The following is a 22904-nucleotide window of genomic DNA, read 5'->3' as shown; positions in this document are numbered from 1 at the left end:
CGGGTGCCGATTGTCGCCCGGCGCGGCGTTGCGGTGCAAGCCGGTCGTCGGTAAGCTCTCTAAAAGCAACTGATTGTTTCTTTAGTGTCGGCGGGCTGCCGTGGCAGCGGCCCGGACGACGACCGCCCTGCTCCGCGGTTCGCACACCCACCCCAGCGAAACCTGGAGCGCACACGTGAACATCCTCGTCTCCGGAGCCGGTGTCGCAGGGCTCGCCTGCGCCCTCGGACTCGGCGCCCGCGGCCACGACGTCACCCTCGTCGAGTACGCCCACCACCTCCGGCTCACAGGAACACCCGTCGACATCCGCGGTGACGCGATCGAGGCCGCGGAGAGGATGGGACTGCTCGCCACGATCCGGAAGCAGCGGATCCGGATGTCCGAGCTCGCCCAGTTCGTCGACAGCGCGGGCGAGCCGGTGGCCCCGCTCCCGCTGGCGCAGATCAACGACTCCGACGACGACATCGAACTCCTCCGCGAGGACCTCGTGCGCATCCTCGCCGACGCGCTCCCGGACACCGCGGCGATCCGCTTCGGCGACTCGATCCAGGCGCTGAACGACGACGGAAGCGGCGTCGACGTGCGTTTCGCCTCGGGCCGCACCGGCCGGTACGACCTGGTGCTCGGCGCCGACGGCCAGCACTCCGCCGTCCGCAGGCTCGTGTTCGGACCCGAGAAGGACCACCTGCGGCACCTCGGCGTCTACTTCGCCCTCGCCGACCTCCCCGCCGAGGCCCACACCGGGGGCATCAACCCGATCCACAACGTCCCCGGCCGGATGGCGGGCATCTTCCGGTACAAGGGCAGGGCCGTCGCGGTCTTCCAGTTCCGCTCGGACCCGATCGACCACGACCACCGCGACCCGGACGCCCAGAAGAAGATCCTCCTCGACGCCTTCGCCGGCCACCGGTCGTGGCGGATCCCGGAACTGCTCGACGCCGCCCGCGCCGACCCCGGTTTCTACCTCACCTCCGCGAGCCAGATCCACCTGCCCTCCTGGCACCGCGGCCGCGTCGCCCTCGTCGGGGACGCCGGGTACAGCCCCGCCTACCTGTCCGGCCGGGGCACCTCGCTCGCGCTCACCGGCGCCCGCTTCCTCGCCGAGGAACTCGAACGGAGCGGCGGCGACCACACCGCCGCGTTCGCCCGGTACGAGGCCCGGCAGCGCCCCTACGTCACCTTCGCCCAGGGCCGCGTCCACAGCGGCCGCGACCGCATGCTGCCCGCCACCTGGGAAGACATCGCAGCCCGCAACGAGGCGCTGCGCGCCTCCGGCGCCGGCGCCCCCTGAAACCGGCGCGGGACGACCGGCGCCCGGGGGCACCGCTCCCGGACCGGCCCCGCCGCCCGCGCCTCGTGCCCTCCGCCGGGCCCCCGCCCCCATGCACTGGAGAGAACCCACAGTGAAAGACACGCCGGCAACGCCCGCCCCGGGCGCCCAGGAGCACCGCTGGAGCAAGCGGCTCCTCCTCTGGGCGGCCGTCCTCACCCTCGCCAACGTCCTGGCAGACGTGGCCATCGGCTCGCCCATGATGGTCCTGCCCCAGCTGCTGGCCCACTTCGACACCGACCAGGCCGCATGGCTGAACGCGAGCGCGATGCTGGCCGGCGCCATCTGGTCGCCGCTGCTCGCGAAGAGCTCCGACATCTTCGGGCAGCGCCGGGTACTCGTCGCCACCCTGCTCCTGGCCTGCGCGGGAGCGCTGGTCTGCCTCGCCGCCCCCAACGTGTGGGTCTTCCTGGCGGGGCGCTTCCTCCAAGGCGCCGCCTTCGCAGCCGTCTTCATCACGGTGGCCCTCGTCCGCCAGATCTGCACCCCGGGTGTGGCGATGGCCGTGGTCGGGATCGTGACGTCCGGCTCCGCGGTCGTCGGCATCGCCGAGCCGTTCCTGATGCAGCCGGTCATCGAGGTGTTCGGCCACCGCAGCGTGTTCGTCGCGGCGGCGCTGCTCGCCGCGGCGGCCGCGCTCTGCGTGCGCTCCTTCATCCCGGAGTCGCCGATCCGCGGCACCGGCCGGATCGACGTGGGCGGGGCGCTCCTTCTCGGCGGCGGCCTCGGCGCGGTACTCGCCTACATCAGCCTCGGAAGTGACCTCGGATGGCTGTCCGGGGGCACGGTCGCGCTGCTGGCGGCCGGAACCGCCGCGCTGACCGGCTGGGCGTTCCTCGCACTGCGGGTCGAGGAGCCCGTCATCGACATCCGTGCCCTCAGCCGCCCGATCCTGCTCACGCTGCTGGCCCTGGTCCTGGCGGCGGGATCCTTCCGCAGCATGCTCCAGCTGACGGGGATCATCGCCCAGGTGCCCCCCGACCTGGGGCTCGGTTACGGGCTGGGCCACGGGGAGGCGGTCGCCGTGCTGCTCGCCGCGCCCAACCTCGGCATCGTCGTCGGCGGCACGTGCGCCGGATGGATCGCGGGGCGGTTCGGCCCCGCACTGCCCCTCCTCGGCGGCATCGCCGTCGGGGCGGTGGCGACCTTCGCGATGCTGGCGGGGGTGTCGGTGCTCCCGGTCGCGATCGCCTGCGGAGCCATGGTCGGCATGGCCGCCGGCGCGATCGGCGCCTCCGGCTACAACCTGGCGACCGGCATCGAGGCGCCCGAGCGGCAGGGCACGGTCGCCGGACTGGTGTCGGTCGTGCTCGCCCTCGGCTCGGTCGTCTTCAACTTCGCCGGGGGAGAGGTGCTCAAGGCGACCCAGATCGCCGGGACCTCGGCCGACGGCGCCCCGGTGAGCACGGCGGCCGGCGTGTACCTCTACGTCGCCGTGGCGGGGGTGCTCTTCGTCCTCGCCGCGGTGCCCGCGACCATGCTGGTACGCGACCGGACCGCAGCGCCGGCCGCGCCCGAGGGGGCGGAGGGTTCGGGTTCTCCCGCGGTCGGCCGGTAGCCCGGGGGCGGAGCGGCACGGCCCGTCGCCGCTGCTGGCAGAACCTTCGTGGCGGACGGCCGGGCCGTCCCGCGCTCCCCCGTCGACGCTCGGCCGACATCACGCATACAGGCCCATCAGCTCAGGAACGGGTTGGAAGACAATGGCGGGATTCGCCGAAAGGCTTCTTGGCATGGCCGGCATCGGTCCACCCTTCTCGTTCGACGAGGACGAGTGGGGTGCGGTCGAGCGCCATGTCGGATCCCCTCTGCCACAGGACTGCAAGATGATCTCGTCCGCACGTGAAAACCTCAGGACCGGCGCTGTCTCCCTCGTGCCGGGAACTTGAACGAACTCTGGCCTGAGCGCGGTCCCGTGTGGCGGGGAGGTATGCGTGAAGCGGTCACCACTACGCGAGAGAACTCCGCCCGTATTCGGTGACCTCGAATGCGAGAACCGTGAGCTACCCGGTCAGGGCCGACGAGATTCTCAGGACCGTGTCGGCCCTCCTCGCGTCAGTGCCACCTCCCACCAGCTCATCAGAGCCGTTCCGGAGCCGGGCCCGGCAACGGAGAAGCACCCTGGGGCCGCAGCCCGTCGAAGAGGATGGTGAGGTGACGCCGCCATGAATCTGGAGTTTGTTCCGTCCGGAGACCGACCGTGTGGACGAGAGCGCAGAGAATCAATAGGATATCGGACCCGGTGACGTCAGAACGGATTCCACCGGCTTCCTGGGCTCGGTCGACCAAAGCATTGGTTCTCGCATGCAGCTGATTCCGACACTCGGTCACTGTTGAATCTCCTTCGGTGACCGCCTGCAAGAACACAAGATCCTGGTGCTGCAACTGTTCTGCCGCCACAGTCAGGAACTCCAGCAACGCACCCGTGGGATCAGCGGATTCCAGCAGATTTCCCGCGACGGCGCTGAGCGAGACGAAATGACCGCCGACGACCACGGCGACCAGTTCCTCCTTCGTGGCGAAGTGTCGAAAGACGGTCCCCTTCGCCACGCCCGCACGGCGAGCGATATCCGCGATCGAGGCATCCATGCCCCGCTTGGCGAACTCCTCCTCTGCGGCAGCGAGGAGTAGTTCTCGGTTTCGCGCCGCGTCTGAGCGCAGTGAACGGGCAGACAGGGTCATGCACGCCATCCTAACAAGTTGACCAGGCGGTCATCTTGTGGTCCACTGTCGGCTTAAGATGACCGATCGGTCATGTTCTTCCTCGCCGGGCAGCCCCGCAAGCCCAGATCGGACAAGGACCCCATGCAGCTACAAGGATCCACAGCCCTCGTCACCGGCACCAACAGCGGGCTGGGTCGCCACTTCGCCATCGAGCTCCTGCGTCGCGGGGCGAAGGTCTATGCCACGGCCCGCCGCCCGGAGCTTGTCGATATCCCCGGTGCCGAGGTGCTCTATACCGACATCACCGACCAAACGTCCGTCGAAGCCGCCGCCGCGGTCGCCACCGACGTCGACCTGCTGATCAACAACGGTGCCTACACGGGGATCGGAAACCTTGTCAGCGGAGACCTCGATGTAGTCCGGCAGCTCATGGAATCGCACTACTTCGGCACACTTTCCATGATCCGAGCGTTCGCCCCCGTGCTGGCCGGCAATGGTGGCGGTGCCATCCTCAACGTCCTGTCAGCGGTGGCTTGGACCACCGTCGAGAGCAACACCGCCCTCGCCGCCGCCAAATCCGCGCAGTGGGGACTTACCAACGGTGTGCGGGTGGAGTTGGCGCCCCAAGGGACCCTGGTGGCCGCCTTCGTCCCCGGGCTCGTGGCCAGCGAAACCCTGAAAGAAGCCATGAAGGCTTCCGGGTTCGCTCTCCCCGAGGATCCGATGATCGAACCGGACTACCTCGTTCGACTGGCACTGGACGGAATCGAGGCAGGGGAGGTCGAGATCCTTGACCGCTTCGGAGCCGCAGCGAAGGCAACCCTCTCGGGCCCTCCGCGCACCTTCGACCTGACAGCGCTGGCATAGCTATGGCATAGGTATAACCCCCTGGGTGTCGCGACGGGAACACCGGAGTGCGAGGTCCTGCCCGCCCATTTTCGCGGACGGCCGCTGTTCGGTGAGGAACGGGGCCGGTGAGGTGTGGTCGGATGGACTGTGCCGGGTGCCCGGAGCGGGGTGTTCCGTGGTACGTCGAGGGGATTTCATGAACCATCTGCAGTGGATGAAGGACAGATTTCCCGGGGCCGAGTCAGGGGAAGGCCCTGCTGACTGGAACGCCTTGGAATCGGAATCCGGGATCTCCTTTCCCGAGGACTACAAGGCTCTGCACGATCATTTCGGACCCTTCGCCCTGGATGACGGCTTCGCTGTCCTGGGTCCTGCCGCCATCGCGCGGGTCCGTGCGGGGGACCGGGAGGATCTGGGGCGGGCGACCGGGGGGAAGGCCGGTTTCTTCAGCGGCAGCGGGGTCGGGTTCACCCGCCTGGAGATCGAGGGTGAGTTCATCTACTTCGACGACCTGCTGAGATTCGGAACGACCGACGTGGCCTACAGCCTGTATTGGCACACCTCCTCGGACGACCCTCGGAAGTGGGGGATCGTGGTGGGAGATGCAAGCCGGTGGTACGTGTTCGACACGGGGATCACCGAATTCCTCGTCTCCATGCTCTCGAGGAACCTGTCCTGTCCTCCGCTGGTCCAGGACGACTGGCCCGATGAGAACACGGAGCTCTCTCCTCTCCGGTGACGCGTGGACCCCGGGGGCTCGGCGGGCGGGTGGAGCCCGCGAACCGGGGAGCACCGGGACCGGGCGGTGCGGGGCGTCCGGCCGAGAGCGGCGAAGCCGGGCACGGGCGTCGCCGCCGGACGAACGGGCGCGACCACCCCCGAGAGGACGGCTGCGGGGGTGGTCGCGGGTCGGTGTGGGCACGTCCGCGTCGAACGGTCGTCGGGGGCGGGTCCGGTCTCCCAGGCTGTCGGCCGTCGTGCCGAACCCGTCGGGACGGCCTCGTCACACGCGATGGAGGGCGCCGGTCTCCCCTCGGCCGATCAGCTTGTCGAGGGTGATCGGCAGGTCGCGGACCCGGATGCCGGTGGCGTTGAAGACCGCGTTCCCGACCGCGGCGGCGCTGCCCACGGTGCCGAGCTCGCCGAGACCGCGAGCCCCTGTGGCACTGAAGGCGGTGTCGGAGTAGTCGAGCCACGTCACGTCGATCGGTGGGACGTCGGCGTTCACGGCCACCAGGTAGTCGCCCAGGTTCCCCGCGGCGAAGCGCCCGCTCTCCTCCACCGGGTTCGCCTCCAGCAGAGCGCCGCCGATGCCGAAGACGACGGCGCCGACGAACTGGCTGCGCGCCGTGCGGGCGCTGAGCACCCGCCCGACGTCGAAGGCGCTCGTGAACCGGCTGACCCGGGGCTCGCCGGTGAAGCGGTTGACCCGTACTTCGCAGAAGTGCGCGCCGAAGCCGTGCGCTGCGAGCCGCGCGGCGGAGGGCTCGGCCACCGGTGTCGTGGCCTCGACCGCGGGCAGCCGGGCCATCCCGAGCAGCTCGGCGAACGAGGCCGAGTCCGCGCCCGCCTCGACCCGCCCCTCCCGGTAGGTCAGGGCGGACGGGTCGAGCCCTCGGAAGGGCGACCCCTCCGTCCGGACGGCCAGGTCCAGCAGGGCGGCGATCAGTACCCGCGAGGTCGACTGGATCGCCGGGGCCAGGGCGCCGGCGGCGCGGGAACCGGCCGCGGGGGCGCTCGCGGGCAGGGCGGAGTCGCCCAGCTCGGCCGTCACCCGTTCGATCGGCACACCGAGCGCGTCGGAGGCGACGATCGAGGCCACCGTGTACGTTCCGGTCCCGATGTCGGGCGTCGAGGCCGACACCACGACGGTTCCGGAGTCGCGCAGCTGCATCCGCACCGGCCACGGTTCCGCGTGCGCGGGGTAGACCGCGCTCGCCATGCCGACGCCGATCAGCCAGTCGCCATCGACGCGGGAGCCGGGGACCGGGTCCCGGTCCTCCCAGCCGAAGCGTTCCGCCCCGATGCGGTAGCACTCGTCGAGGCGCTTGCTCGTCCACGCCTGCCCGCTGCTGGGCACGGTCGTCGTGTAGTTGCGCAGCCTCAGCTCGAGCGGGTCCATGTCCAGGGCGACGGCGAGCTCGTCCATCGCGGTCTCGAGCGCGAACGCGCCCGGCGCCTCGTTCGGTGCCCGCATCGCCCACGTGGGCGGGGTGTCCATGGTGACCAGCCGCTGGTCGATCGCCAGGTTGCGGGTGCGGTAGAGGACGCCGGTCGTCTCCGTCGCGGGGATCTCGGGCCAGCCGCCGACAGCGGGCAACTCGGCGGCGCTCTCGTGGGACACCGCGTTGAGCGTGCCGTCCCGGTCGGCGCCGAGCCGGACCCGCTGGGTCATCATCGGCCGGTGCCCGGACAGCACGATGCTCTGCTCCCGGGTGAGGGCGAGCCGGACGGGGCGGGCGAGCTCCCGGGCCGCCACCGCGGCGAGCGCGGCCTCGCTCCAGACCGGCACCCGGCTCCCGAAGCCCCCGCCGACGAAGGGGCTGACCACCCGGACCCGGTCCGGGGGGATCCCGATGCGGGTCGCGAGCAGCATGGCGTACATCTGGGGTGCCTGAGAACCCGAGTAGACGGTGAGGTCGTCGCCCTGCCACACCGCCGTGATGCCGTGCGGTTCCATCGCGACATGGCTCTGCGCCTCCTGTTCCACGGTCGTCTCCACCACGACCGCGCTCGCCCGGAGCGCGTCGTCGATCGTGTCGACGCCCGGCGCGAGCAGGGTCGGGTCGGGCGACGGACCGTCCGGCGACATGCCGGGCGAGGGCAGGCCCGGAAGCCCTGCGGAGAGGGAGGTCCGGGCCGGCGCTTCCTCGTACTCGACGGTGACCCGTGCGGCCGCGTCCCGGGCCTGTTCCGCGGTCTCCGCCACCACCAGGCCGATGATCTGCCCGCGGAAGCGCACCTCCCGGTCCTGCAGCGGCGCGTAGTTCTCGCCGAAGCCGGGCACGGCGTGGATCGGCAGCGGAGCGAGCGGGGTGTAGACCGCGATCACGCCCGGTTGTCTCCGGGCCTCGTCGACGTGCATCGCCCGGACACGGCCGCGGGCGATCGCGCTCACCACGACGTGGGCGGCGGCGGCGCGGTCGACGGGGTGGTCGGCCGTGTAGCGCGCGGCGCCGGTCACCTTGAGCCGACCGTCGACGCGGGCGACGTCACTTCCGATCGGGGTGCTCACGACCGGCCTCCCAGGGCGACGAGGGCGCGCACGAGCGTGCGGCGGAGCAGGGCCGGCTTGAACATGTTGTGGGGGAGCGTGCGGGCGTCCTCGCCCGCCGGTGCGGCGGCCGCCTCGTACGTCGCGAGGGCGGCCGGCCTGCCGACGAGCGCCCGTTCCACCGCCTCCAGCCGCCAGGGGCGGGTGCCCACCCCGCCGGCGGCGACGCGTGCGTCGCGGATCGTGCCGCGGTCGAGGTCGAGGTCGAGCGCGACGGCGACGGACGCCAGGGCGAACTCGTACGACCGGCGGTCCCGGATCTTGAGGTAGGCCGACCTGGACGCCCACGGCAGCGGCGGCACGGTCAGCCCGGTGAGCAGCTCGCCGGCCCGCAGCTCGTTCTCGACCTGCGGGGTGTGGCCGGGCAGCCGGTAGAAGTCCGCCAGCGCGACGGTGCGCTTCTCCCGGAGGCTCTCCAGGTGCACCCGGGCGTCGAGGGCGACGAGTGCCACCGCGACGTCGCTCGGGTGCGTGGCGACGCACGCGTCGCTCGTGCCCAGCACCGCGTGCATCCGGCTGTGACCGGTCAGCGCGGCGCAGCCGCTGCCGGGCTCGCGCTTGTTACAGGCTGTCGTCAGGTCGCGGAAGTAGCCGCACCGCGTGCGCTGCAGCAGGTTGCCGCCCATGCTCGCCATGTTCCTGATCTGGGGTGAGGCGCTGAGCTCGAGTGCCTGGCTGATCATCGGGTACCGGGATCGGACGTCCTGGTGGTCCGCGACGTCGCTCATCCGTTCCAGCGCGCCCACGTGCAGACCGCCGCGATCGACGGTGATACCGCGCAGTGGCAGCCGGTTGATGTCCACCACGCGCGAAGGGGTCATCAGCTCGAGCTTCATCAGGTCCACCAGGGTGGTGCCACCCGCGAGGAAGGCGCTGCCCTCGTGGGCGTCGCCCAGGGCCGCACCGACCGACCGGGGGCGGGTGAAGTCGTAGGGACGCATCAGCCCACCTTCCCGCGAACGGACCTGACGGCGTCCACGATGAACGGGTACGCGCTGCACCGGCAGATGTTGCCCGACATGTGCTCCCGGATCTCCTCGTCCGAGCCGGTCCGTCCCTCCTCGACCAGGGACACCGCCGACATGATCTGTCCGGGGGTGCAGAAACCGCACTGGAAGCCGTCGTGGTCGATGAAGGCCTGCTGCACGGGGTGCAGCTCGTCGCCGTCGGCCAGACCCTCGATCGACGTGACCCGGGCGCCGTCCAGGGCCGCCGCCAGCGTCAGGCACGACAGCACCCGCCTGCCGTCGACCTGGACGGTGCACGCACCGCACTGGCCGCGGTCGCAGCCCTTCTTGGTGCCGGTCAGCGCGAGCCGGTCGCGCAGGGTGTCGAGCAGGGTCGCCCGCGGGTCGGTCTCCATCCGGACCCGGCTGCCGTTCACCCGCAGGCTCACCTCGACCAGGTTCTCGCCGACGGATTCCACGGTCGCGGTCGGGGCGTTCTCGGCCACGGTCGGCACGGCGCCCGCCGCCGTGGCCGCACCGGCGCTACCGGGGGACTGCCGGCGGGACGTCCCTGGCCCAGGGCGCGGACGTTCTCGCGATGGATCGGTGGGAGGCATGGCGACTCCTGATGTGTGCGTCCTGACGTGCGGGCCTGTGCGAATACCGGAAAGGCGGGGCGGGGGAACCGCCGGCCGTGCGGGGAGGTGGCGATGGCGTCCATGCTGGCGGCTCGGGGAAACCTCAGCCAGGACTCACCGATCCCCCTTTCGGGGGAACCTTCGCGGGATCGGGCGTCCGACCGTGCGGCGGTACGGGCGATCGCCCCATCGCGGGTGGCCGCGTCCCTGCGAGCCCCCACCGTCATCCGCGTCGCCTCCCGCCTTCTCCATCGCGGAAGCCGCCATCACCTGCCGTGTCCTGTACACCAGCGTGGATGACCGCAGCGGACCGGGAGCAGGGTATTCGAGCGGCGGGCAAGTACATCAAGGGCGGCGCTTCGAATACATCAGGACCGACGCAGGAAACGACTGGCAGAGCTGGTTTTGCGGAAATCTGCCTGGAATTCGTTCCGGAGTCTATATTCGCCGGAATTTTTCAGGCTGCTGAAAACCCCAATCCTCGGGCGGCGGGATCGGAGCCATCGTCCATCTCTGACGGGGAGGAAGGCAGGGGCTGTCGAGCCTTGGCCGTCCTGATATGGGCCTGGTTCTCTCGAAGCTGCGGCGAGGGGCAACGAGGGAACCAGGTAAGCCCGAAAGGGGCTATGGGTGAACCGAGGCGGGCAGCCCGGTCGGCCTCGCGGTGGGTGTCGTACTTCTGGAAACGAGCATTTCCGGGCACGGGCTGCCGGGGTGGCTTCTGGAAACACGCATTGCAGGGGCCGCGCCCCCGGGGGGAGCCCCCCTGGGGGCGCGGGAGGGGTCAGACCCCGAACGCGGCGGGGTAGCCGATGGTGCCGGTCGGGACGGGGCGGGCACCGTCCAGGGCCATGGCCATCATGGCCTCGTCGGGAACCTCGAAGGGCGCCCGGATACCGAAGCGGGAGGCCGGGGTGAAGCCGAACCGCGGGTAGTAGTCGGCATGGCCCAGGACGAGGACGAGGTTCTCGCCCATGGCCCGGGCGGCGCCCAGGGCCGCGCGAATCGCGGCCGAACCGGCCCCGGTGCGCTGGGCGGAGGGCACCACCGCGCACGGGGCCAGGGCGAGGGCGGGCTCGCCGTCGACGTGGCAGCGGCTGAGCAGTGCGTACCCGACCGGAGTGCCCTCAGCGGTCGTGGTGACCATCGACAACCCCTCGATCCACGCCCGGGGGTCGGCGCGCAGGGCGTCGACGATGTCGGCCTCGGCGGCGGCGGGGAAGGCCGCCAGGAGGATGTCGCGGATGGCGGGGATGTCGTCGGTGGCCTCGGGGCGGGTGGTCCAGGTGGTCATGGTTCCGTTCTCGGTGTCGTCGTGGGGGCGGAGCAGGTAGGTGGCGTAGTCGTAGTCGCTGCCGTACCGGCGCCGCATGTCGATCTCTGCCCGGTGCGCGGCCAGTGCCTCCGGCATGCCGGGGTACTGCGGGTCCGCTCGGGTGATGCGCTGGGTGAGGGGCGTGTAGTACTCGTCCCACCAGTCGCTCTCGGGCAGCGGCCAGTGCGCGAGCACCTCATAGCCGGCCGCCCGCGCGGCGGCGGCGTTGGCGGAGTGGGTGCGCAGCGGGTAGGCCGCCGCCCAGTAGGCGCGCGCCGCAGCGGCTGGGTCGGGCCCGGTCCATTCGATCTCGGTGAGGGCCAGGACGCCGTCGGGAGCCAGCAGGCGTCGCCAGGAGCGCAGGGCACGGTCGAAGCCGATGGTGTACACCGACCCCTCGGCCCAGATCAGGTCGAAGCTGTGATCGGGGACGGGCAGCGTGTCCATCGAGCAGTTGAGGACCCTGACCTGCTCGCCCAGGCCCCGGCGGGCCGACTCGGCAGCGAGGCTGTCCAGGAACGGCTGGTGCAGGTCGACCGCGAGCACGCGGGCGCCGGCCTCTTCGGCGAGCAGCAGGGCGGCGCGGCCGGGGCCGCAGCCCGCGTCGAGCACCCGCGGGCGCTCGGGCAAAGGACCGGCCGCCTTGAGCAGGCGGCGCGTGGTGGCGTCCGACCCCGGGCCCTGCCGGGGCAGGTCGTGGTGCAGGGACAGGAGCGCCTGCGTCACCGGGTCGTCGCCGGCGCCCTGGTGGGTGTTGTCGGTGTCCTTCACTGCTGGCGCTCCCGGAACCGGTAGGTGGCACGCAGGTGCCGGGTGATGTCCTTCTTGTCGGCTTCGCGGCCGGCGCGCAACCGCGCGTCGGTGCGGGAGGCGGCGTAGGCGTTCTCCCGGAGCAGCCGGTGGTAGCTGTCCAGACGGCGGTGGGGGATCTCTCCCGCCTCGACGGCTGCCAGCACCGCGCAGCCCGGTTCACTCGTGTGGGAGCAGTCGGCGAACCGGCACTCCTGGGCGAGGTGTTCGATCTCGGCGAAGGTCTGTTCCAGGCCGCCCTGGGCGTCGTGCAGGCCGATCGCCCGCAGGCCGGGGGTGTCCAGCAGCACGCCCCCGCCGGGCAGCGGGAGCAGCTCCCGCCAGGACGTGGTGTGCCGTCCCTTGCCGTCCGCCTCGCGCACGGCGCCGGTGGCCAGCAGGTCCTGGCCCAGCAGCCGGTTGCCCAGGGTGGACTTGCCCGCCCCGGAGGGGCCGAGCAGCACGATGGTGCCGTCGAGGACGGCGGTCAGGACGTCCAGGCCCTGCCCGGTCCGGGCACTGGTGACCAGCACGTCCACACCGGCGGCCACCTGTGACACCTGTTCCTGCACCGAGGGCAGGTCCGCGCACGCGTCTGCCTTGGTCAGGACCACGACCGGTTGTGCGCCGCTTTCCCATGCCAGGGCGAGCATGCGTTCGGTGCGGCCGTGCTTGAGCGGTGCGGCCAGGGAGACCGTCACCACGACGGTGTCGACGTTGGCGGCCAGGAGCTGGCCGTGCGAGGTCCGTGAGGCCGAGGCGCGCACCAGGGTGGTGCGCCGCTCCAGGACCTCGTGCAGGACCGGTGCGGCGCCGGTGAGGGGACGCAGGGCCGCCCAGTCACCGGTGCACGGTGCCGTCAGCGGATCGCTCTGGTCCGCGGCGCCGGGGAGGTCCGCGCGGACGGTTCCGGTGTCGGTGACGGCTTCGCACGAGCCGCGGTCGGCCCGGACGATGCGGGCCGGGATCAGCCCGTCGGCGCGATAGGGGGCGAAGGCGCGCTCGCACGCCTGGTCCCAGCCGTAGTCCGCCAGGGAGTACGGCTGAGCATGATGCGAAAGGGATGGAGACAACGTAGAGACCCTAGAAAAGGGGCCCCGATGAGCACGGAGTACCGCCTCCTGTGAGCCGTCAGGGCTCCGACAGGGGGATCAGCGTCAGGTCAGACCGGGGCCCGGGACGTGAGGATGGTCCAACGGGCGCTGCACAGGGCAGCAGCCTTCACCGCAGACATCAACTCACCTCCCATTTCTGGTCCCGCAGCCGACCGGGTTGTCTCTGCGCCGGTAATGGTAGCACGAAGGCGAGAAGCCCCGGCCTGTCGCGCGGGGACCTGCCTGACCGGGCCATCACACGGGGTCACCGCGAGGCGGAGTCGGTCGACCGAGGAGCTCGGCAGTCGTAGGCCAACCGGTCGCCCGGCCCCGGCCGCAGAACCGCGTAGCTCGTCGCGGGTTGTCTGCGGTCAATCCTGCGGTGCCGCCACAGCGAGGAGACCACGCCCCGCTGACCTGTGCGAAGAGCGCTTGGCGCACGATCCTGCTCTGCTGTTCCCCACGCCCCGACCCGTCCGGCCCCACACTCGAAGGCGTGTGGGGCCGGTGGCGTTCTGGACGTGTGTCCGAGGGGAGTCCGCAGGTCACACCTGTGACCCGCAGAGCGGTTCGGTGCAGCGCAGGGTACTGCGTCTGGGCGTCGAAGTCGGACCCGCTCATGAAGCTGGGCACCGACTCCCCCTGTCCCCACAGCATGTGCGGGCGATCCCGCTCGTCCAGGGCCAGGGCGGTCAGGGCCGGTTCCCCCTCCGCCAGCTCCAGCAGCGGGACCCTCGTTGCAGACCAGGTGGACCCCGGTCTGCCCTCCCGCGACTGCCGAGGGGGCTGGCAACACGGCCGGAAGCTGACCGGTACGGGGGTCACGGCCGGGAGGCCCCGGCCCGGCACGGCCGTGAGGGGAGCGCCTACGGGGCTGTGCCTGTGCCGCGGCCGGGGCGGGGCCGGTTACAGGGGTTCCAGGGCGGCGGAGGTCATCACCGCCGCGAACATGACGCACACCAGGGCCAGGAGCAGCGTGCCCACGATGCGGGTGCCGCGGCGCGTACGGCGCCCCTTCAATACCAGCATCATGTACAGGAACGACACCGGCAGGGCGGCGTAGAGCAGGTACAGGGCGATGGACAGCAGCGGCCCGTCCCAGGGGTGCGCGCCGTTGGCCGTGGCCATGTACGCACCCATGACGAGGACGAAGGCGCCGCCTCCCAGAACGAGGACCCCGAGGACCCAGAGGGGGAACGCGAGCCAGGGGTGACGGTCCAGGAAGGCGGCCGGTTCGGTGTATGCCATGCGCCCAGTCTGGCCAGGGGCGCGGCCACGCACATGAGTAGCCGTACCCGGGTGCCGCGGCCCTCTGCCTCTGCGGAGCCGGGCGTGCGGTCCGCGTGAGGCGACGCGTCTACGCGCCGGGCCCGCGCGGGCACGCAGGCGGTGGCAGAGGCGGCTGTCCCCTGCGGAGCGGCGGGCGTGGTGCCCCGCGTCCGGTCCACCGCGGGCTCAGGAGCAGTTCTCCTCGCACAGCCAGACCGGCTCACCGTCCACGTCGACGCATCCCCGTTCGGTGACCCGCCGGAGCACTTCGGTCAGGCCGGCCGGTCGATGACGTCGTGGAGGTAGCGGACGGCAAGCCGTTCGGCGGTGCGGCGGTGGTCGAGGGCGGCTCCGGTGTCGTCGCGCCAGCGTCGGTAGAGGTCGACCGTGGCGAGGATGGCCCGGCCGGCCTCGTGGGCGTCGTGACCGCAGAGTGTCGCCCGCAGCTCCCGGGCCTCGTCCGGTGCGACGGATTCGAGGTGGCGGACGCCGCGGGACGGCGCTCCCGCTCGCTGCGCGGCCAACGGGCCCAGCACGGCATCGCGCAGGTAGCCGAGAAAGCCGATGACCTCGAACAACTCTCCGCGGCCGAGCTTCGCGGCACCGTAGTGCACCCATATCCAGAACCGGTCCTCGATCCACTGGAGGTCGAGCGGATCGGTCGCGAGCGGGTGCGCCGCGAGGACGTCGGCCAGGTCGCCGTTCCGGTCCCACAGGATGGCGGGGTCCTCGACGCGCTCGGCGAAGTCGCGGACCCGCACGAACTTGAAGTCGACATGGAGAAGAGGCGGGCCGACCAGAGTGATGATCAGACGGGGTTCGCCGACGTGCTCCCCGGTGAATCCCGCCACGAGGTCGGTCCACGAGCCGATCAGAGCGAGGCGTTCGGCCATGACGGAATCGAACGCCTCGTCCTCGACGGCCACGACCAGATCGACGTCGGAGTAGATGTCGGACAGTCCTCCCGCGATCGACCCCGCGACGGCCACGCCGGCAATTCTCGGCTCCTGCCGCATCCCGGGAAGCACATCGTCGAGGAAGCGGCGGTGCGGGGAGGGCATGTCCATGGAGTTCCTTCCTGCGCGAACAAAGTTTTCGAACGTATCACACCGTTCGGCAGGGGTTTCGCAGGCGGTATCCGGTGAGCACCGCCGGGCCACGACGGCCGGCACCGTTGCGGCGCTTCAGGCGCCCGGCCTCACTTCGGGGCGGTTCTCGGCGAGCCCCCAGGCGTCCGCCAGTGTGCTCCGGATATGTTCTCCAGGCGGGACAGGGAAGCGAAGCCCGGCGCGGCCACGTGGACCTCCCACCCGGAGTCGGGATCGACCTCGACGATCTCCGCGAGCGCGCCGTCGCCCAGGAAGATCCTGCAGCCCGGCACCGGCCACTTCCAGGCGCCGAACGCGACTTCTTCCATGGGGGAGAGGATCTCCGGCAACGCTTCGTCGGGAACCGCGGGCGCCCACGTCCTGGCGGCGGCGGCGAAGGCGGCTTCTCTGACGGTGTTGTGGACGAGAAAGTCCGCGAGCCGTTCCGGGTTCCTCTCCACGGGGTCGTATTCCTCGGCATCGAAGACGCTGTCCGGCTCGTCCGGGTCGATGCACCAGCGCCAGTCGGCCGTCGAGTCCACCATGAAAACGGCCTTGCCGTCGGCGGTAAGAATTTTCTCGGGTGGAATCATCGACGTCGTGTGGGTGAGCCGGGTGTCCCACCGGCGGGCCAGAGTGTGCCAGTCCTTCAGCGGACCGGGGAGCCAGTCGCAGGAATCGGGAAGCGGTGCCGCGCGTCTGCTGGGCGCGCCGTACCAGGTGTGCAGGAACTCGGTCAGGTCGATGGTCCCGGGATCGATCACACGGTCATTCTCCTGTGGGAGTCGACGGTTCATGGCGTCGTGCCGAGAGCGCAGATCACGGGGTTGACCGTGGACATGGGGCGGATGCCCCCTCCCCGGGCGGGAGCGGGGCCGCAGACAGCGGTGCGCGGGCGGCCGCCGTCCGGGCGCTCACTGCATCAGCTCGGTGTGCGGGTGCTCCGGGTCCGCCGGGCAGATGTAGAGCTGCTGTCTGTAGCCGCTGGCGATCTGGACCGCGGTCGGCATCCTCGGGTCGGGGCAACCGGGGCGTTGGGACGACACAGCGGTCAGGTCCTCGTGCGGAACCCAGGTCTGGTCTCTGCTGTCCCATTCGAACGTGGCGACCGTCAGGAGCGGATCCATCCCGGTGCCGCAGGCGGGGCAGAACCGGGAAACGGGGTCCGTGGGGCCCCATGGCGCCCATCCGCCGACCTTCCAGCCGGGAGCCACGGACAACTCGTCCTGGTAGAACTCCTCCGGGGCGGGCGCGTAGGAGCTGTCCGGGGCGGCGCCGGCCGCCTCCCACGTGTTCCACCGTCCCAACAGCTCCTGCAGGTCCTTGCCCAACTCCAGGAGATGGGGGTACTCGGTGACCTGCTCCGGCTCGATCAGGCACGGCTCGGGCAGGTAGCCCGGGTACTGCACCGCCGCCGGTTCCGGGGGTGCGGTGCGGACGCCGGTGACCGCGGCCGAGGACCGCCAGACCAGCGCGGTCCTGGGCATGAACGTGTCCGGTGGGTGGTCGAAGGGGCACCACAGCACCTGGAGCAGGTCCGACCCCGCCGGGGCGGGCAGGTCGGGCACGTCGCGCGCGTACAGTTGCGCGAGCGGCAGCATCGCCACCGAACCGTGGTGCGGCGCGATCGGTGGGCTCGTGAGCGGATAGGCCCGGGACTCCAGCTGCCCGAGGGTCTTCTGCTCCTGCGGGGTCCTGTTCCTGCCGCGCACGGCGGCGCGTAGCCGTTCCAGCCTCAGGTCCACCAGGGACATGTCCACCGCGAAGCCTCGCTCGTGGGGGCCGTCGCAGTGCGGCCACGGCTCGGCGGTCGGCCACAGCAGCGGACCGCCGATCGAACTGTCGCGGACGGACGGTGATCCGGGGCGGGGGTGCAACCGGGTCGTGGTGCGCGCCAGCGGCGCCAGCCGGGGGACGACAGCGGTGATGTCGACCGGTCGCGGGGGTGTGGTGCGGGGCATGCCGGCTCTCTGTGGGACAGGTCGGTCCCGGAGGCCGGCCCACTGGCGGTTCCGGCGTTTCGGACGACGACTGCGCTGGACGGCGGTCGGGTTGTTCCGCCGGAGGGCCTGACAGTAGCGGCCACCGGTGACAAGGCCCGGGGCGGTGTCCTGCTGATCACGCGTTGCGTGCAGGCACACCCCGCTTCCGACCACCCTGACCGCGGAGCTGCTCATCCCTGCCCGCGCCCGGAGCCGGTCGAGAAGGAGGGCTCCTCCGCCGTTGCGGTGCGGTTCCCCGGAGTGCTTCCAGAAGCGCCGTTGGCCGTCTCTCGGCCTGGTCCGACCGGATGCCTGGCCCCGGGCCGTGACTTCGGGGGAGCGCTCAGGCAGGCGCGATCCGCATGATCGCGCTGTCACCGCTCACGTCCACCACCTCCAGGACGAGGTCGTTGAGGCCGACCTGCGCGCCGGGTCCGCCGGTCGCCTGTCCCGTGGCCGCGCCGCCGGGGCCGAACGTTCCTTGCAGACTGCTGTCGCAGGGCGCGGAGTCACTGTTCTGGCAGCCGAAGGACACCTCGCCCGCGGTGCTGGTCATCGTGAACGCCAACGACCCGTCCGTGATCGAGTCGATCGTGAGGGTGTCGATGGCGAACTCCGGGTCGAGGTCGACCTCTGCCGGTGCGGTCACCTCCACCTCGCAGTCGCCGTCGGAGCAGGCGGCCAGATCGGTGCCGTCGGACGGTGCGACCGGGGAGGGGGAAGCCGACGGGGAGGTGGAGGGGCTGGTCGGGGGCGTTGACGGGACGCCGGCCGACGGGACCTCTTCAGGGGGCTGAGCCGGCCCGCCGCAGCCCGCCAGGGTCAGTACGACCGCGGACGCACAGAGGGCGGATAAGGCGACCGAGCGGGACGGAACGGGTGCTTTCGGTGATGTCATGGAGCCATTGTTCCCGTGCACCCTGACCTCTGACAGGAGAATCGGTGAACCGGCAGGGGTGCGTTTGGTCGGGGCCGGAGGGTCCTGGCGTGTGTATCGAAGGTGGATCACATCGTCGTGGCGAGTTCAACGAGGTGCCCGGCTGTGCCGGCGGGATCGACGAGCTGGTGGAGGTGCGCGCCGGGCAGGTGCGCCACGCGCCAGCCGCGTTCACGCGCCTTGGCGGCAAGGCCGTCGTAGGCAGGGCTGAACTGCAAGTAGGAACAGGGATGGTCGTCCCAGGACTCGGGAACCGGGATGTGCTGCTCGTAGTAGGACAGCGGCAGGGTGGGCTGCTCCTCGGTGACGGTCCGCCGCACCAGCGGATCGGGGAACATGGGTGCGATGTCCGCCTCGTCCCACCAGTCGGTCCAGCGTGGCAGCCTGCCGTTCGCAGCCATCGGGCGGAGGAACTCCAGCACCTCGGGCGGGGCGACGGGTATCGGCCCGATCCGTGCCGGCAGTGCGGCATCGACGAAGACCGAACTGGCCACCGGGTGGTCGAGGCTCGAGCGGATCACCGGGAGGAACAAGCCTGCGTTGCTGTGTGCCACCAGAGTGACGGGACTGCCGGCCGGGGCCTGCCGCAGGTCGTCGCGGACGGCCTCCGCGATCCGGGGCCAGAAGGGCGGAGCACCGGCGCCGATGTGCAGGAGGGACGGCACCCGCACCCGGTAGCCCGCCGCCGTCAGGCGTTCGGCCACAGGTTGCCAGGTGGAGGGACCCACGGACGGGCTGTGCACGAGAACGAAGAGCGGCTGCATGCGACGATCCTGTCGCCTGTGCCATGGGAACCGCGACCGTGTCGGCCGACAGCAGAACGCCTGGTTCCGGCCAAGCCCGTGTCCGGCCGTTCACAGCCATGCGTCGACGGCCGGGACAAGGACGGCCGCCTCGTATCGGACCGCGGCCCGTCGTAGAGCGTGGCAACCGCGCGGTGCCTCTCGAGGCGGTCGGTTCCGCGCTCGACCGCATGGCGCTCGCGGTGGTCGACCGGGTCGAGACGCGGCGGCCGGCCGCCGCGGGAGCCGAGTTTCCCGCGGTTGCGCGCCTGGCCGGCCTTGCTCAGGGGAGCGCCTCGGGGATCGGTGTCGGGCCGTCGTAGAAGTTCACGGTCTGCCGGATGCCGGCGTTCGCGGTGATGACGTGGGTGATCACTTCGGCGACGTTGTCCCGGGAGGTGCGGCCCTCGTCGCCCGGCTGCCGGCCGTCGATCGTGCCGTCGGCGTCCGCGAGCCGGATCTTCCCCGTCGCCGGTTCGAGGGTGAGGTTCCCGGGGCCGAGGATCGTGAAGTCCAGTTCGGTCCCCCTCAGGTGCGCGTCGGCGTCGTGCTTGGCCTTCGCGTAGGCGTAGAAGGGGTTGTCCGGGTCGATCCTGTCCACATCGACCCCGGCTCCCGCGTAGGACACGATGACGAAGCGCCTCACGCCCGCCTTCTCGGCGGCCCTCATCGCGCGGACGGCCGCCTCGTGGTCGACCCTGGCGGTGCGCGCGGGGTCGCCCCCACCCGCGCCGGCGGCGAACACCACGGCCCGCGCGCCGTCGAAGGCTTCCGTGAGCGCCTCGACGTCCGCCCGCTCGATGTCGAGCACGACGGGGTTGCCTCCCGCGGCTTCGACATCGCCGCTCTGGGCGGGGTCCCGGATGACCGAGTCGACGGAATAGCCCGCGCTCGTGAGCTTGGGTGCGGTGAGCAGGGCGACCTTGCCGTGGCCGCCGAGGACGACCACGCGCTCGGCATCCGACATGAGCGCCTCCTTGTGTACCGGTTGCGAGGCCGGACGGTCCCGACCGGCGGCTCCTGGTGCCACAAGGTATCTGCTCCCCGGTTCCCTCCCTCCGGACCATCCTGGAGCAGGGCGAAGTGATCCGTAAGTTTTACGGGCGGGCCGTCCGGTGACGCCGACGAGCGGGCGGGGAGCGGCCCGGTGCGCTCCCCGTACCCGCTCGTCCGCGTAGGCCATGGCCCCGGTGTCAGCCGTGCTGCGCGGGTTCCAGGAGGAGGACCGGGATCTGCCGGTCGGTCCGGGCCTGGTCCCCGCCGTAACCGGGGAACGCCTCGACGGCATGCTCCCACCACAGGGCCCCGCGTGTCGGGGCCGGTGGGGTCAGGCGGGGATCACCCGCTCCTCGCGCAAGGTGTCGAACAGGTCGGTGAAGCAGGTGAGGGTGTCGGCGTAGTCGGTGAACCCGGCGCTGCGGCTGCGGGTCATGTCGGTGAAGCACTCGAGGGGACGGTTGAGGTCGCTGTCGGTGTGCCACCAGGACGCCACCCGGGTCAGGTCGGCCTCCACCAGGCCCTCGCGTTCCGCCAACAGGCGCCATGCGTCGGCTTTCCCGGCCATCTGCTCCTCCAGCGGGCGCGGGCGGTCGGCGTAACCCCGGGGTTCGACGCCGAGCCGCTCCGCGATGCGGGGCCACATCCAGCGCCAGCGGAAGACGTCTCCGTTGGCGGTGTTGTAGGCCTGGCTGGGAAGGCCGTCGGCGGTGGCGGCCCAGAGCATCTGGCGGGCGAGGAGGCCGGCGTCCGTCATGTCCGTGACACCGTTCCACTGCACCTCGTTGCCGGGGAAGACGAAGGGCCGTCCTTCGGCGCGGCACAGGGCCGCCTGAGCGGCCAGCGTCTGTCCGATGTTCATGGCGTTGCCGAGTGCGTGGCCGATGACGGTGTGCGAGCGGTGGACGCTCCAGGAGAACCGGTGGCGCTCGGCGGCCTCCCACAGTTCGTCTTCCTGGGCGTAGTAGAAGTTCGGGGTGTCCAGGCGGGGTTCGTCCTCGTGGAAGGGGGTGTCCCGCGTCGCGCCGGTGCCGTAGGCCTCGAACGGGCCCAGGTAGTGCTTGAGGCCGGTGACCAGCGCCACGTGCCGCAGCTGCCCGGACGGGCCCACCGCGTTCATGACGTTGCGGACCATGGCGGAGTTGACGGTGATGTTCTGCGCCTCGGTCGTCTGGCGGCTCCACGCCGTGAAGAAGACGTGTGTGGGCTCCAGTCCGGCCAGGGCCGCCCGGACGGACCCGGGATCGGTCAGATCGGCGCGCAGGGCCTCGACCCCGTCGCGGGGCGCGGTGGTCCGGCGGGAGAGGCTGGCGGTGTGCCACCCCTGCGCGACCAGTTCCCGGCACAGGGCCCGGCCGGCGATCCCGGTGCCGCCCACGACCAGGGCGCGACGCTGAGAGTTGCTTGCTGTGTTCATGTGTCTCCTTGCTTTCTCCGGCACGGGCGGACGGTGTCGGGATGCCCGTGCGCGGCAGATCGTCGTGGCTTCCGCGGGCCCGGCGGCCCCGCCCGGCCGGGGCGGCCGACGAGTGCCGAGGGCCCGGTGCGGCTTCGCCGGCGTGCGCGGGCGGCGCTGTCGTCGCTGCTCAGGGCCGGGCCGGGGCGGACGCGTGCTGCTGGGCCCAGGCCTGGTGCCACTGCTCCGGCGGCGTCTCGGAGACGAGCTCCAGGCCGGGGACCGGTTGGGCGCGCCCCTCGCGCAGGTCGGCGAGGAGTCGCTCGGCCTCCAGGGAGGGGTAGTCGAGGTAGCCGTGGTCGTCGCCGCCGTAGAAGGTCGCCCGGTCGGCCTCGTTCAGCGCGGCGCCGCGCTCCAGGCGCTCGGGCAGGTCGGGGTTGGCGATGAAGGCCCGTCCGAAGGCCACGGCATCGGCGGTCCCCCCGCCCACGGCGGCAAGGGCCCGCTCCCGGTCGTAGCCACCGGTCGCGATCACGCGCCCCGGGTAGCGCTTGCGGACCCAGGCGCTGTCGATGCCGTCGGCCGGCCGCTGCGCGGAGTCGTCGCCGAAGACGCCCGGCTCGACCAGGTGCAGGTAGGCCGGGTCGCGCTCGGCGAGTGCCTCCAGGACGTAGGCGAACAGCGCGATCGGATCGGAGTCGGTCATGTCCTGGAAGGTGCTGCTCGGGGACAGGCGCACGCCTACCCGGTCCGCGCCGACCGCGTCGATCAGTGCGTCGAGGGCCTCCAGCAACAGCCGCGCACGGTTCTCGATGCTGCCGCCGTAGCGGTCCGTGCGGTGGTTGGAGCCGTCCTGGAGGAACTGGTCGATCAGGTAGCCGTTGGCGGCGTGCAGCTCCACGCCGTCGAACCCGGCCGCCCGAGCGTTGCGCGCCGCCTGCCCGTACCGGGCGACGATCGCGGGGATCTCCTCGGTCTCCAGGGTGCGGCGCCTCACATGGGGGGTGCGGCCGTCGCGGGCGAAGGTGAGGCCGGTGATCGCGAGGGGGGAGGGGCCGACGGGGTCCTTGCCGCCGGGCTGGAGGCTGGGGTGCGAGGCGCGCCCGGTGTGCCACAGCTGTGTGACGATGACCGCTCCGGCGTCGTGGACCGCCTCGGTGACCGGCTTCCACGCCTGGACCTGCTCGTCGTTCCAGAGGCCGGGGATGTCGGGGTTGCCGACGGCCTCGGGGGAGATGGCGGTGCCTTCGGAGACGATGAGCCCGGCCGAGGCCCGCTGGGCGTAGTAGAGCTTGGCGGAGGGGCCCGGACGGCCGTCCGGCAGGGCTCGGCTGCGGGTCAGCGGCGGCATGACGATGCGGTTGGACAGCGACAGCGCGCCGAGTCGGACGGGGTCGAACAGGGTGGTGCGGTCGTGCAGCATGGTCTTCTCTCCGGGGCAGGGGCGAACGGGCTGGTCAGGCGGGGTCGCCGCCAGATTCCCCGAAGATAAACCTTGACGTTGACGTGAATGTCAAGCAAGGGGGGGATGGGTACTCTCCTCGCATGAAGCATTGC

The 22904-nt window shown here is 71.5% G+C and carries 19 protein-coding genes and 1 pseudogene; 4 read left to right on the top strand and 16 right to left on the bottom strand.

What is annotated here, in order from left to right; all coding sequences use genetic code 11:
- The first annotated feature begins 175 nt into the window (after nt 1-175).
- Both ACWGL3_RS01260 and ACWGL3_RS01255 read left to right on the top strand, forming a co-directional pair.
- Entirely contained in the window at nt 176-1291 is a 1116-nt protein-coding gene (locus ACWGL3_RS01260) for an FAD-dependent monooxygenase (protein ID WP_267944892.1), read from the top strand.
- Between the two features lie 112 nt (nt 1292-1403).
- Nucleotides 1404-2888, top strand: coding sequence for an MFS transporter (locus tag ACWGL3_RS01255; RefSeq protein ID WP_267944891.1), 1485 nt, complete (start codon nt 1404-1406; stop codon nt 2886-2888).
- Nucleotides 2889-3406: 518 nt separating this feature from the next.
- Here the strand turns inward: ACWGL3_RS01255 and ACWGL3_RS01250 are convergent.
- Nucleotides 3407-4009 carry a TetR/AcrR family transcriptional regulator gene (locus tag ACWGL3_RS01250; RefSeq protein WP_267944890.1) on the bottom strand — a complete coding sequence of 201 codons (603 nt, stop codon included), beginning with the start codon at nt 4007-4009 and terminating at the stop codon, nt 3407-3409.
- 72 nt (nt 4010-4081) lie between these two features.
- Between ACWGL3_RS01250 and ACWGL3_RS01245 the strand changes: the two genes are divergently transcribed.
- Together ACWGL3_RS01245 and ACWGL3_RS01240 are read left to right on the top strand one after the other, a co-directional pair.
- Nucleotides 4082-4858: an SDR family NAD(P)-dependent oxidoreductase gene (locus ACWGL3_RS01245; RefSeq protein ID WP_267944889.1), complete on the top strand. Its 777-nt coding sequence runs from the start codon at nt 4082-4084 to the stop codon at nt 4856-4858.
- Between the two features lie 178 nt (nt 4859-5036).
- The gene (locus tag ACWGL3_RS01240; RefSeq protein ID WP_267944888.1) at nt 5037-5579 is read left to right on the top strand and encodes a hypothetical protein; all 543 of its coding nucleotides are present in this window, start codon (nt 5037-5039) and stop codon (nt 5577-5579) included.
- A gap of 264 nt (nt 5580-5843) precedes the next feature.
- Here the strand turns inward: ACWGL3_RS01240 and ACWGL3_RS01235 are convergent, their stop codons facing one another.
- The 15 genes and pseudogenes from ACWGL3_RS01235 to ACWGL3_RS01165 all read right to left on the bottom strand — a co-directional run bounded on the left by ACWGL3_RS01235 (nt 5844) and on the right by ACWGL3_RS01165 (nt 22770).
- Complete coding sequence (locus tag ACWGL3_RS01235) at nt 5844-8075, bottom strand: xanthine dehydrogenase family protein molybdopterin-binding subunit (protein ID WP_452460642.1); 2232 nt, start codon at nt 8073-8075, stop codon at nt 5844-5846.
- On the bottom strand, nt 8072-9055 hold the full coding sequence (locus tag ACWGL3_RS01230) for an FAD binding domain-containing protein (protein ID WP_267944886.1): 984 nt from the start codon (nt 9053-9055) through the stop codon (nt 8072-8074). Before ACWGL3_RS01230 ends, ACWGL3_RS01235 begins: the two co-directional genes overlap by 4 nt.
- A complete protein-coding gene (locus ACWGL3_RS01225) occupies nt 9055-9477 on the bottom strand; it encodes a (2Fe-2S)-binding protein (protein ID WP_378554867.1) in 423 nt (140 codons plus the stop codon). The genes ACWGL3_RS01230 and ACWGL3_RS01225 overlap by 1 nt, the downstream gene beginning before the upstream one ends.
- Before the next feature lie 1006 nt (nt 9478-10483).
- Nucleotides 10484-10993 (bottom strand): GNAT family N-acetyltransferase, encoded by a 510-nt coding sequence (locus ACWGL3_RS01220; RefSeq protein ID WP_267950414.1) that lies wholly within the window; start codon nt 10991-10993, stop codon nt 10484-10486.
- Nucleotides 10994-11215: 222 nt separating this feature from the next.
- Nucleotides 11216-11740: pseudogene (locus ACWGL3_RS01215) on the bottom strand (SAM-dependent methyltransferase); the annotation flags it as partial.
- A gap of 41 nt (nt 11741-11781) precedes the next feature.
- Nucleotides 11782-12876 (bottom strand): ribosome small subunit-dependent GTPase A, encoded by a 1095-nt coding sequence (gene rsgA, locus ACWGL3_RS01210; protein ID WP_452460641.1) that lies wholly within the window; start codon nt 12874-12876, stop codon nt 11782-11784.
- A gap of 927 nt (nt 12877-13803) precedes the next feature.
- Nucleotides 13804-14145 (bottom strand): hypothetical protein, encoded by a 342-nt coding sequence (locus tag ACWGL3_RS01205; protein WP_452460640.1) that lies wholly within the window; start codon nt 14143-14145, stop codon nt 13804-13806.
- Between the two features lie 293 nt (nt 14146-14438).
- The gene (locus ACWGL3_RS01200) at nt 14439-15233 is read right to left on the bottom strand and encodes a nucleotidyltransferase domain-containing protein (RefSeq protein ID WP_267944882.1); all 795 of its coding nucleotides are present in this window, start codon (nt 15231-15233) and stop codon (nt 14439-14441) included.
- Nucleotides 15234-15364: 131 nt separating this feature from the next.
- Complete coding sequence (locus tag ACWGL3_RS01195; protein ID WP_267944881.1) at nt 15365-16018, bottom strand: hypothetical protein; 654 nt, start codon at nt 16016-16018, stop codon at nt 15365-15367.
- 150 nt (nt 16019-16168) lie between these two features.
- Complete coding sequence (locus tag ACWGL3_RS01190) at nt 16169-17215, bottom strand: hypothetical protein (RefSeq protein WP_267944880.1); 1047 nt, start codon at nt 17213-17215, stop codon at nt 16169-16171.
- A gap of 364 nt (nt 17216-17579) precedes the next feature.
- Entirely contained in the window at nt 17580-18134 is a 555-nt protein-coding gene (locus ACWGL3_RS01185) for a hypothetical protein (RefSeq protein WP_267944879.1), read from the bottom strand.
- A 107-nt stretch (nt 18135-18241) separates the two neighbouring features.
- Nucleotides 18242-18937, bottom strand: a complete 696-nt coding sequence (locus tag ACWGL3_RS01180; protein ID WP_452460639.1) for an alpha/beta hydrolase — start codon at nt 18935-18937, stop codon at nt 18242-18244.
- A 301-nt stretch (nt 18938-19238) separates the two neighbouring features.
- Nucleotides 19239-19922: an NAD(P)H-binding protein gene (locus ACWGL3_RS01175; protein ID WP_267944877.1), complete on the bottom strand. Its 684-nt coding sequence runs from the start codon at nt 19920-19922 to the stop codon at nt 19239-19241.
- A 360-nt stretch (nt 19923-20282) separates the two neighbouring features.
- A complete protein-coding gene (locus ACWGL3_RS01170) occupies nt 20283-21368 on the bottom strand; it encodes an SDR family oxidoreductase (protein WP_267944876.1) in 1086 nt (361 codons plus the stop codon).
- 169 nt (nt 21369-21537) lie between these two features.
- A complete protein-coding gene (locus ACWGL3_RS01165; protein ID WP_452460638.1) occupies nt 21538-22770 on the bottom strand; it encodes an alkene reductase in 1233 nt (410 codons plus the stop codon).
- Between the last annotated feature and the right edge of the window lie 134 nt (nt 22771-22904).

The organism is Nocardiopsis sp. NPDC055824 (assembly GCF_053616335.1).
The sequence above is the reverse complement of the archived record's forward strand: the minus strand, read 5'-3'. Positions and strand labels throughout refer to the sequence as shown.

Excerpts from the sequence above, each read along its gene's own strand:
- ACWGL3_RS01250 (WP_267944890.1), bottom strand. The coding sequence starts at position 4,009 with ATGACCCTGTCTGCCCGTTCACTGCGCTCAGACGCGGCGCGAAACCGA.
- ACWGL3_RS01245 (WP_267944889.1), top strand. The coding sequence starts at position 4,082 with ATGTTCTTCCTCGCCGGGCAGCCCCGCAAGCCCAGATCGGACAAGGAC.
- ACWGL3_RS01240 (WP_267944888.1), top strand. The coding sequence starts at position 5,037 with ATGAACCATCTGCAGTGGATGAAGGACAGATTTCCCGGGGCCGAGTCA.
- ACWGL3_RS01230 (WP_267944886.1), bottom strand. The coding sequence starts at position 9,055 with ATGCGTCCCTACGACTTCACCCGCCCCCGGTCGGTCGGTGCGGCCCTG.
- ACWGL3_RS01225 (WP_378554867.1), bottom strand. The coding sequence starts at position 9,477 with ATGGAGACCGACCCGCGGGCGACCCTGCTCGACACCCTGCGCGACCGG.
- ACWGL3_RS01220 (WP_267950414.1), bottom strand. The coding sequence starts at position 10,993 with ATGACCACCTGGACCACCCGCCCCGAGGCCACCGACGACATCCCCGCC.
- ACWGL3_RS01205 (WP_452460640.1), bottom strand. The coding sequence starts at position 14,145 with ATGGCATACACCGAACCGGCCGCCTTCCTGGACCGTCACCCCTGGCTC.
- ACWGL3_RS01200 (WP_267944882.1), bottom strand. The coding sequence starts at position 15,233 with ATGGACATGCCCTCCCCGCACCGCCGCTTCCTCGACGATGTGCTTCCC.
- ACWGL3_RS01190 (WP_267944880.1), bottom strand. The coding sequence starts at position 17,215 with ATGCCCCGCACCACACCCCCGCGACCGGTCGACATCACCGCTGTCGTC.
- ACWGL3_RS01185 (WP_267944879.1), bottom strand. The coding sequence starts at position 18,134 with ATGACATCACCGAAAGCACCCGTTCCGTCCCGCTCGGTCGCCTTATCC.
- ACWGL3_RS01180 (WP_452460639.1), bottom strand. The coding sequence starts at position 18,937 with ATGCAGCCGCTCTTCGTTCTCGTGCACAGCCCGTCCGTGGGTCCCTCC.
- ACWGL3_RS01175 (WP_267944877.1), bottom strand. The coding sequence starts at position 19,922 with ATGTCGGATGCCGAGCGCGTGGTCGTCCTCGGCGGCCACGGCAAGGTC.
- ACWGL3_RS01170 (WP_267944876.1), bottom strand. The coding sequence starts at position 21,368 with ATGAACACAGCAAGCAACTCTCAGCGTCGCGCCCTGGTCGTGGGCGGC.
- ACWGL3_RS01165 (WP_452460638.1), bottom strand. The coding sequence starts at position 22,770 with ATGCTGCACGACCGCACCACCCTGTTCGACCCCGTCCGACTCGGCGCG.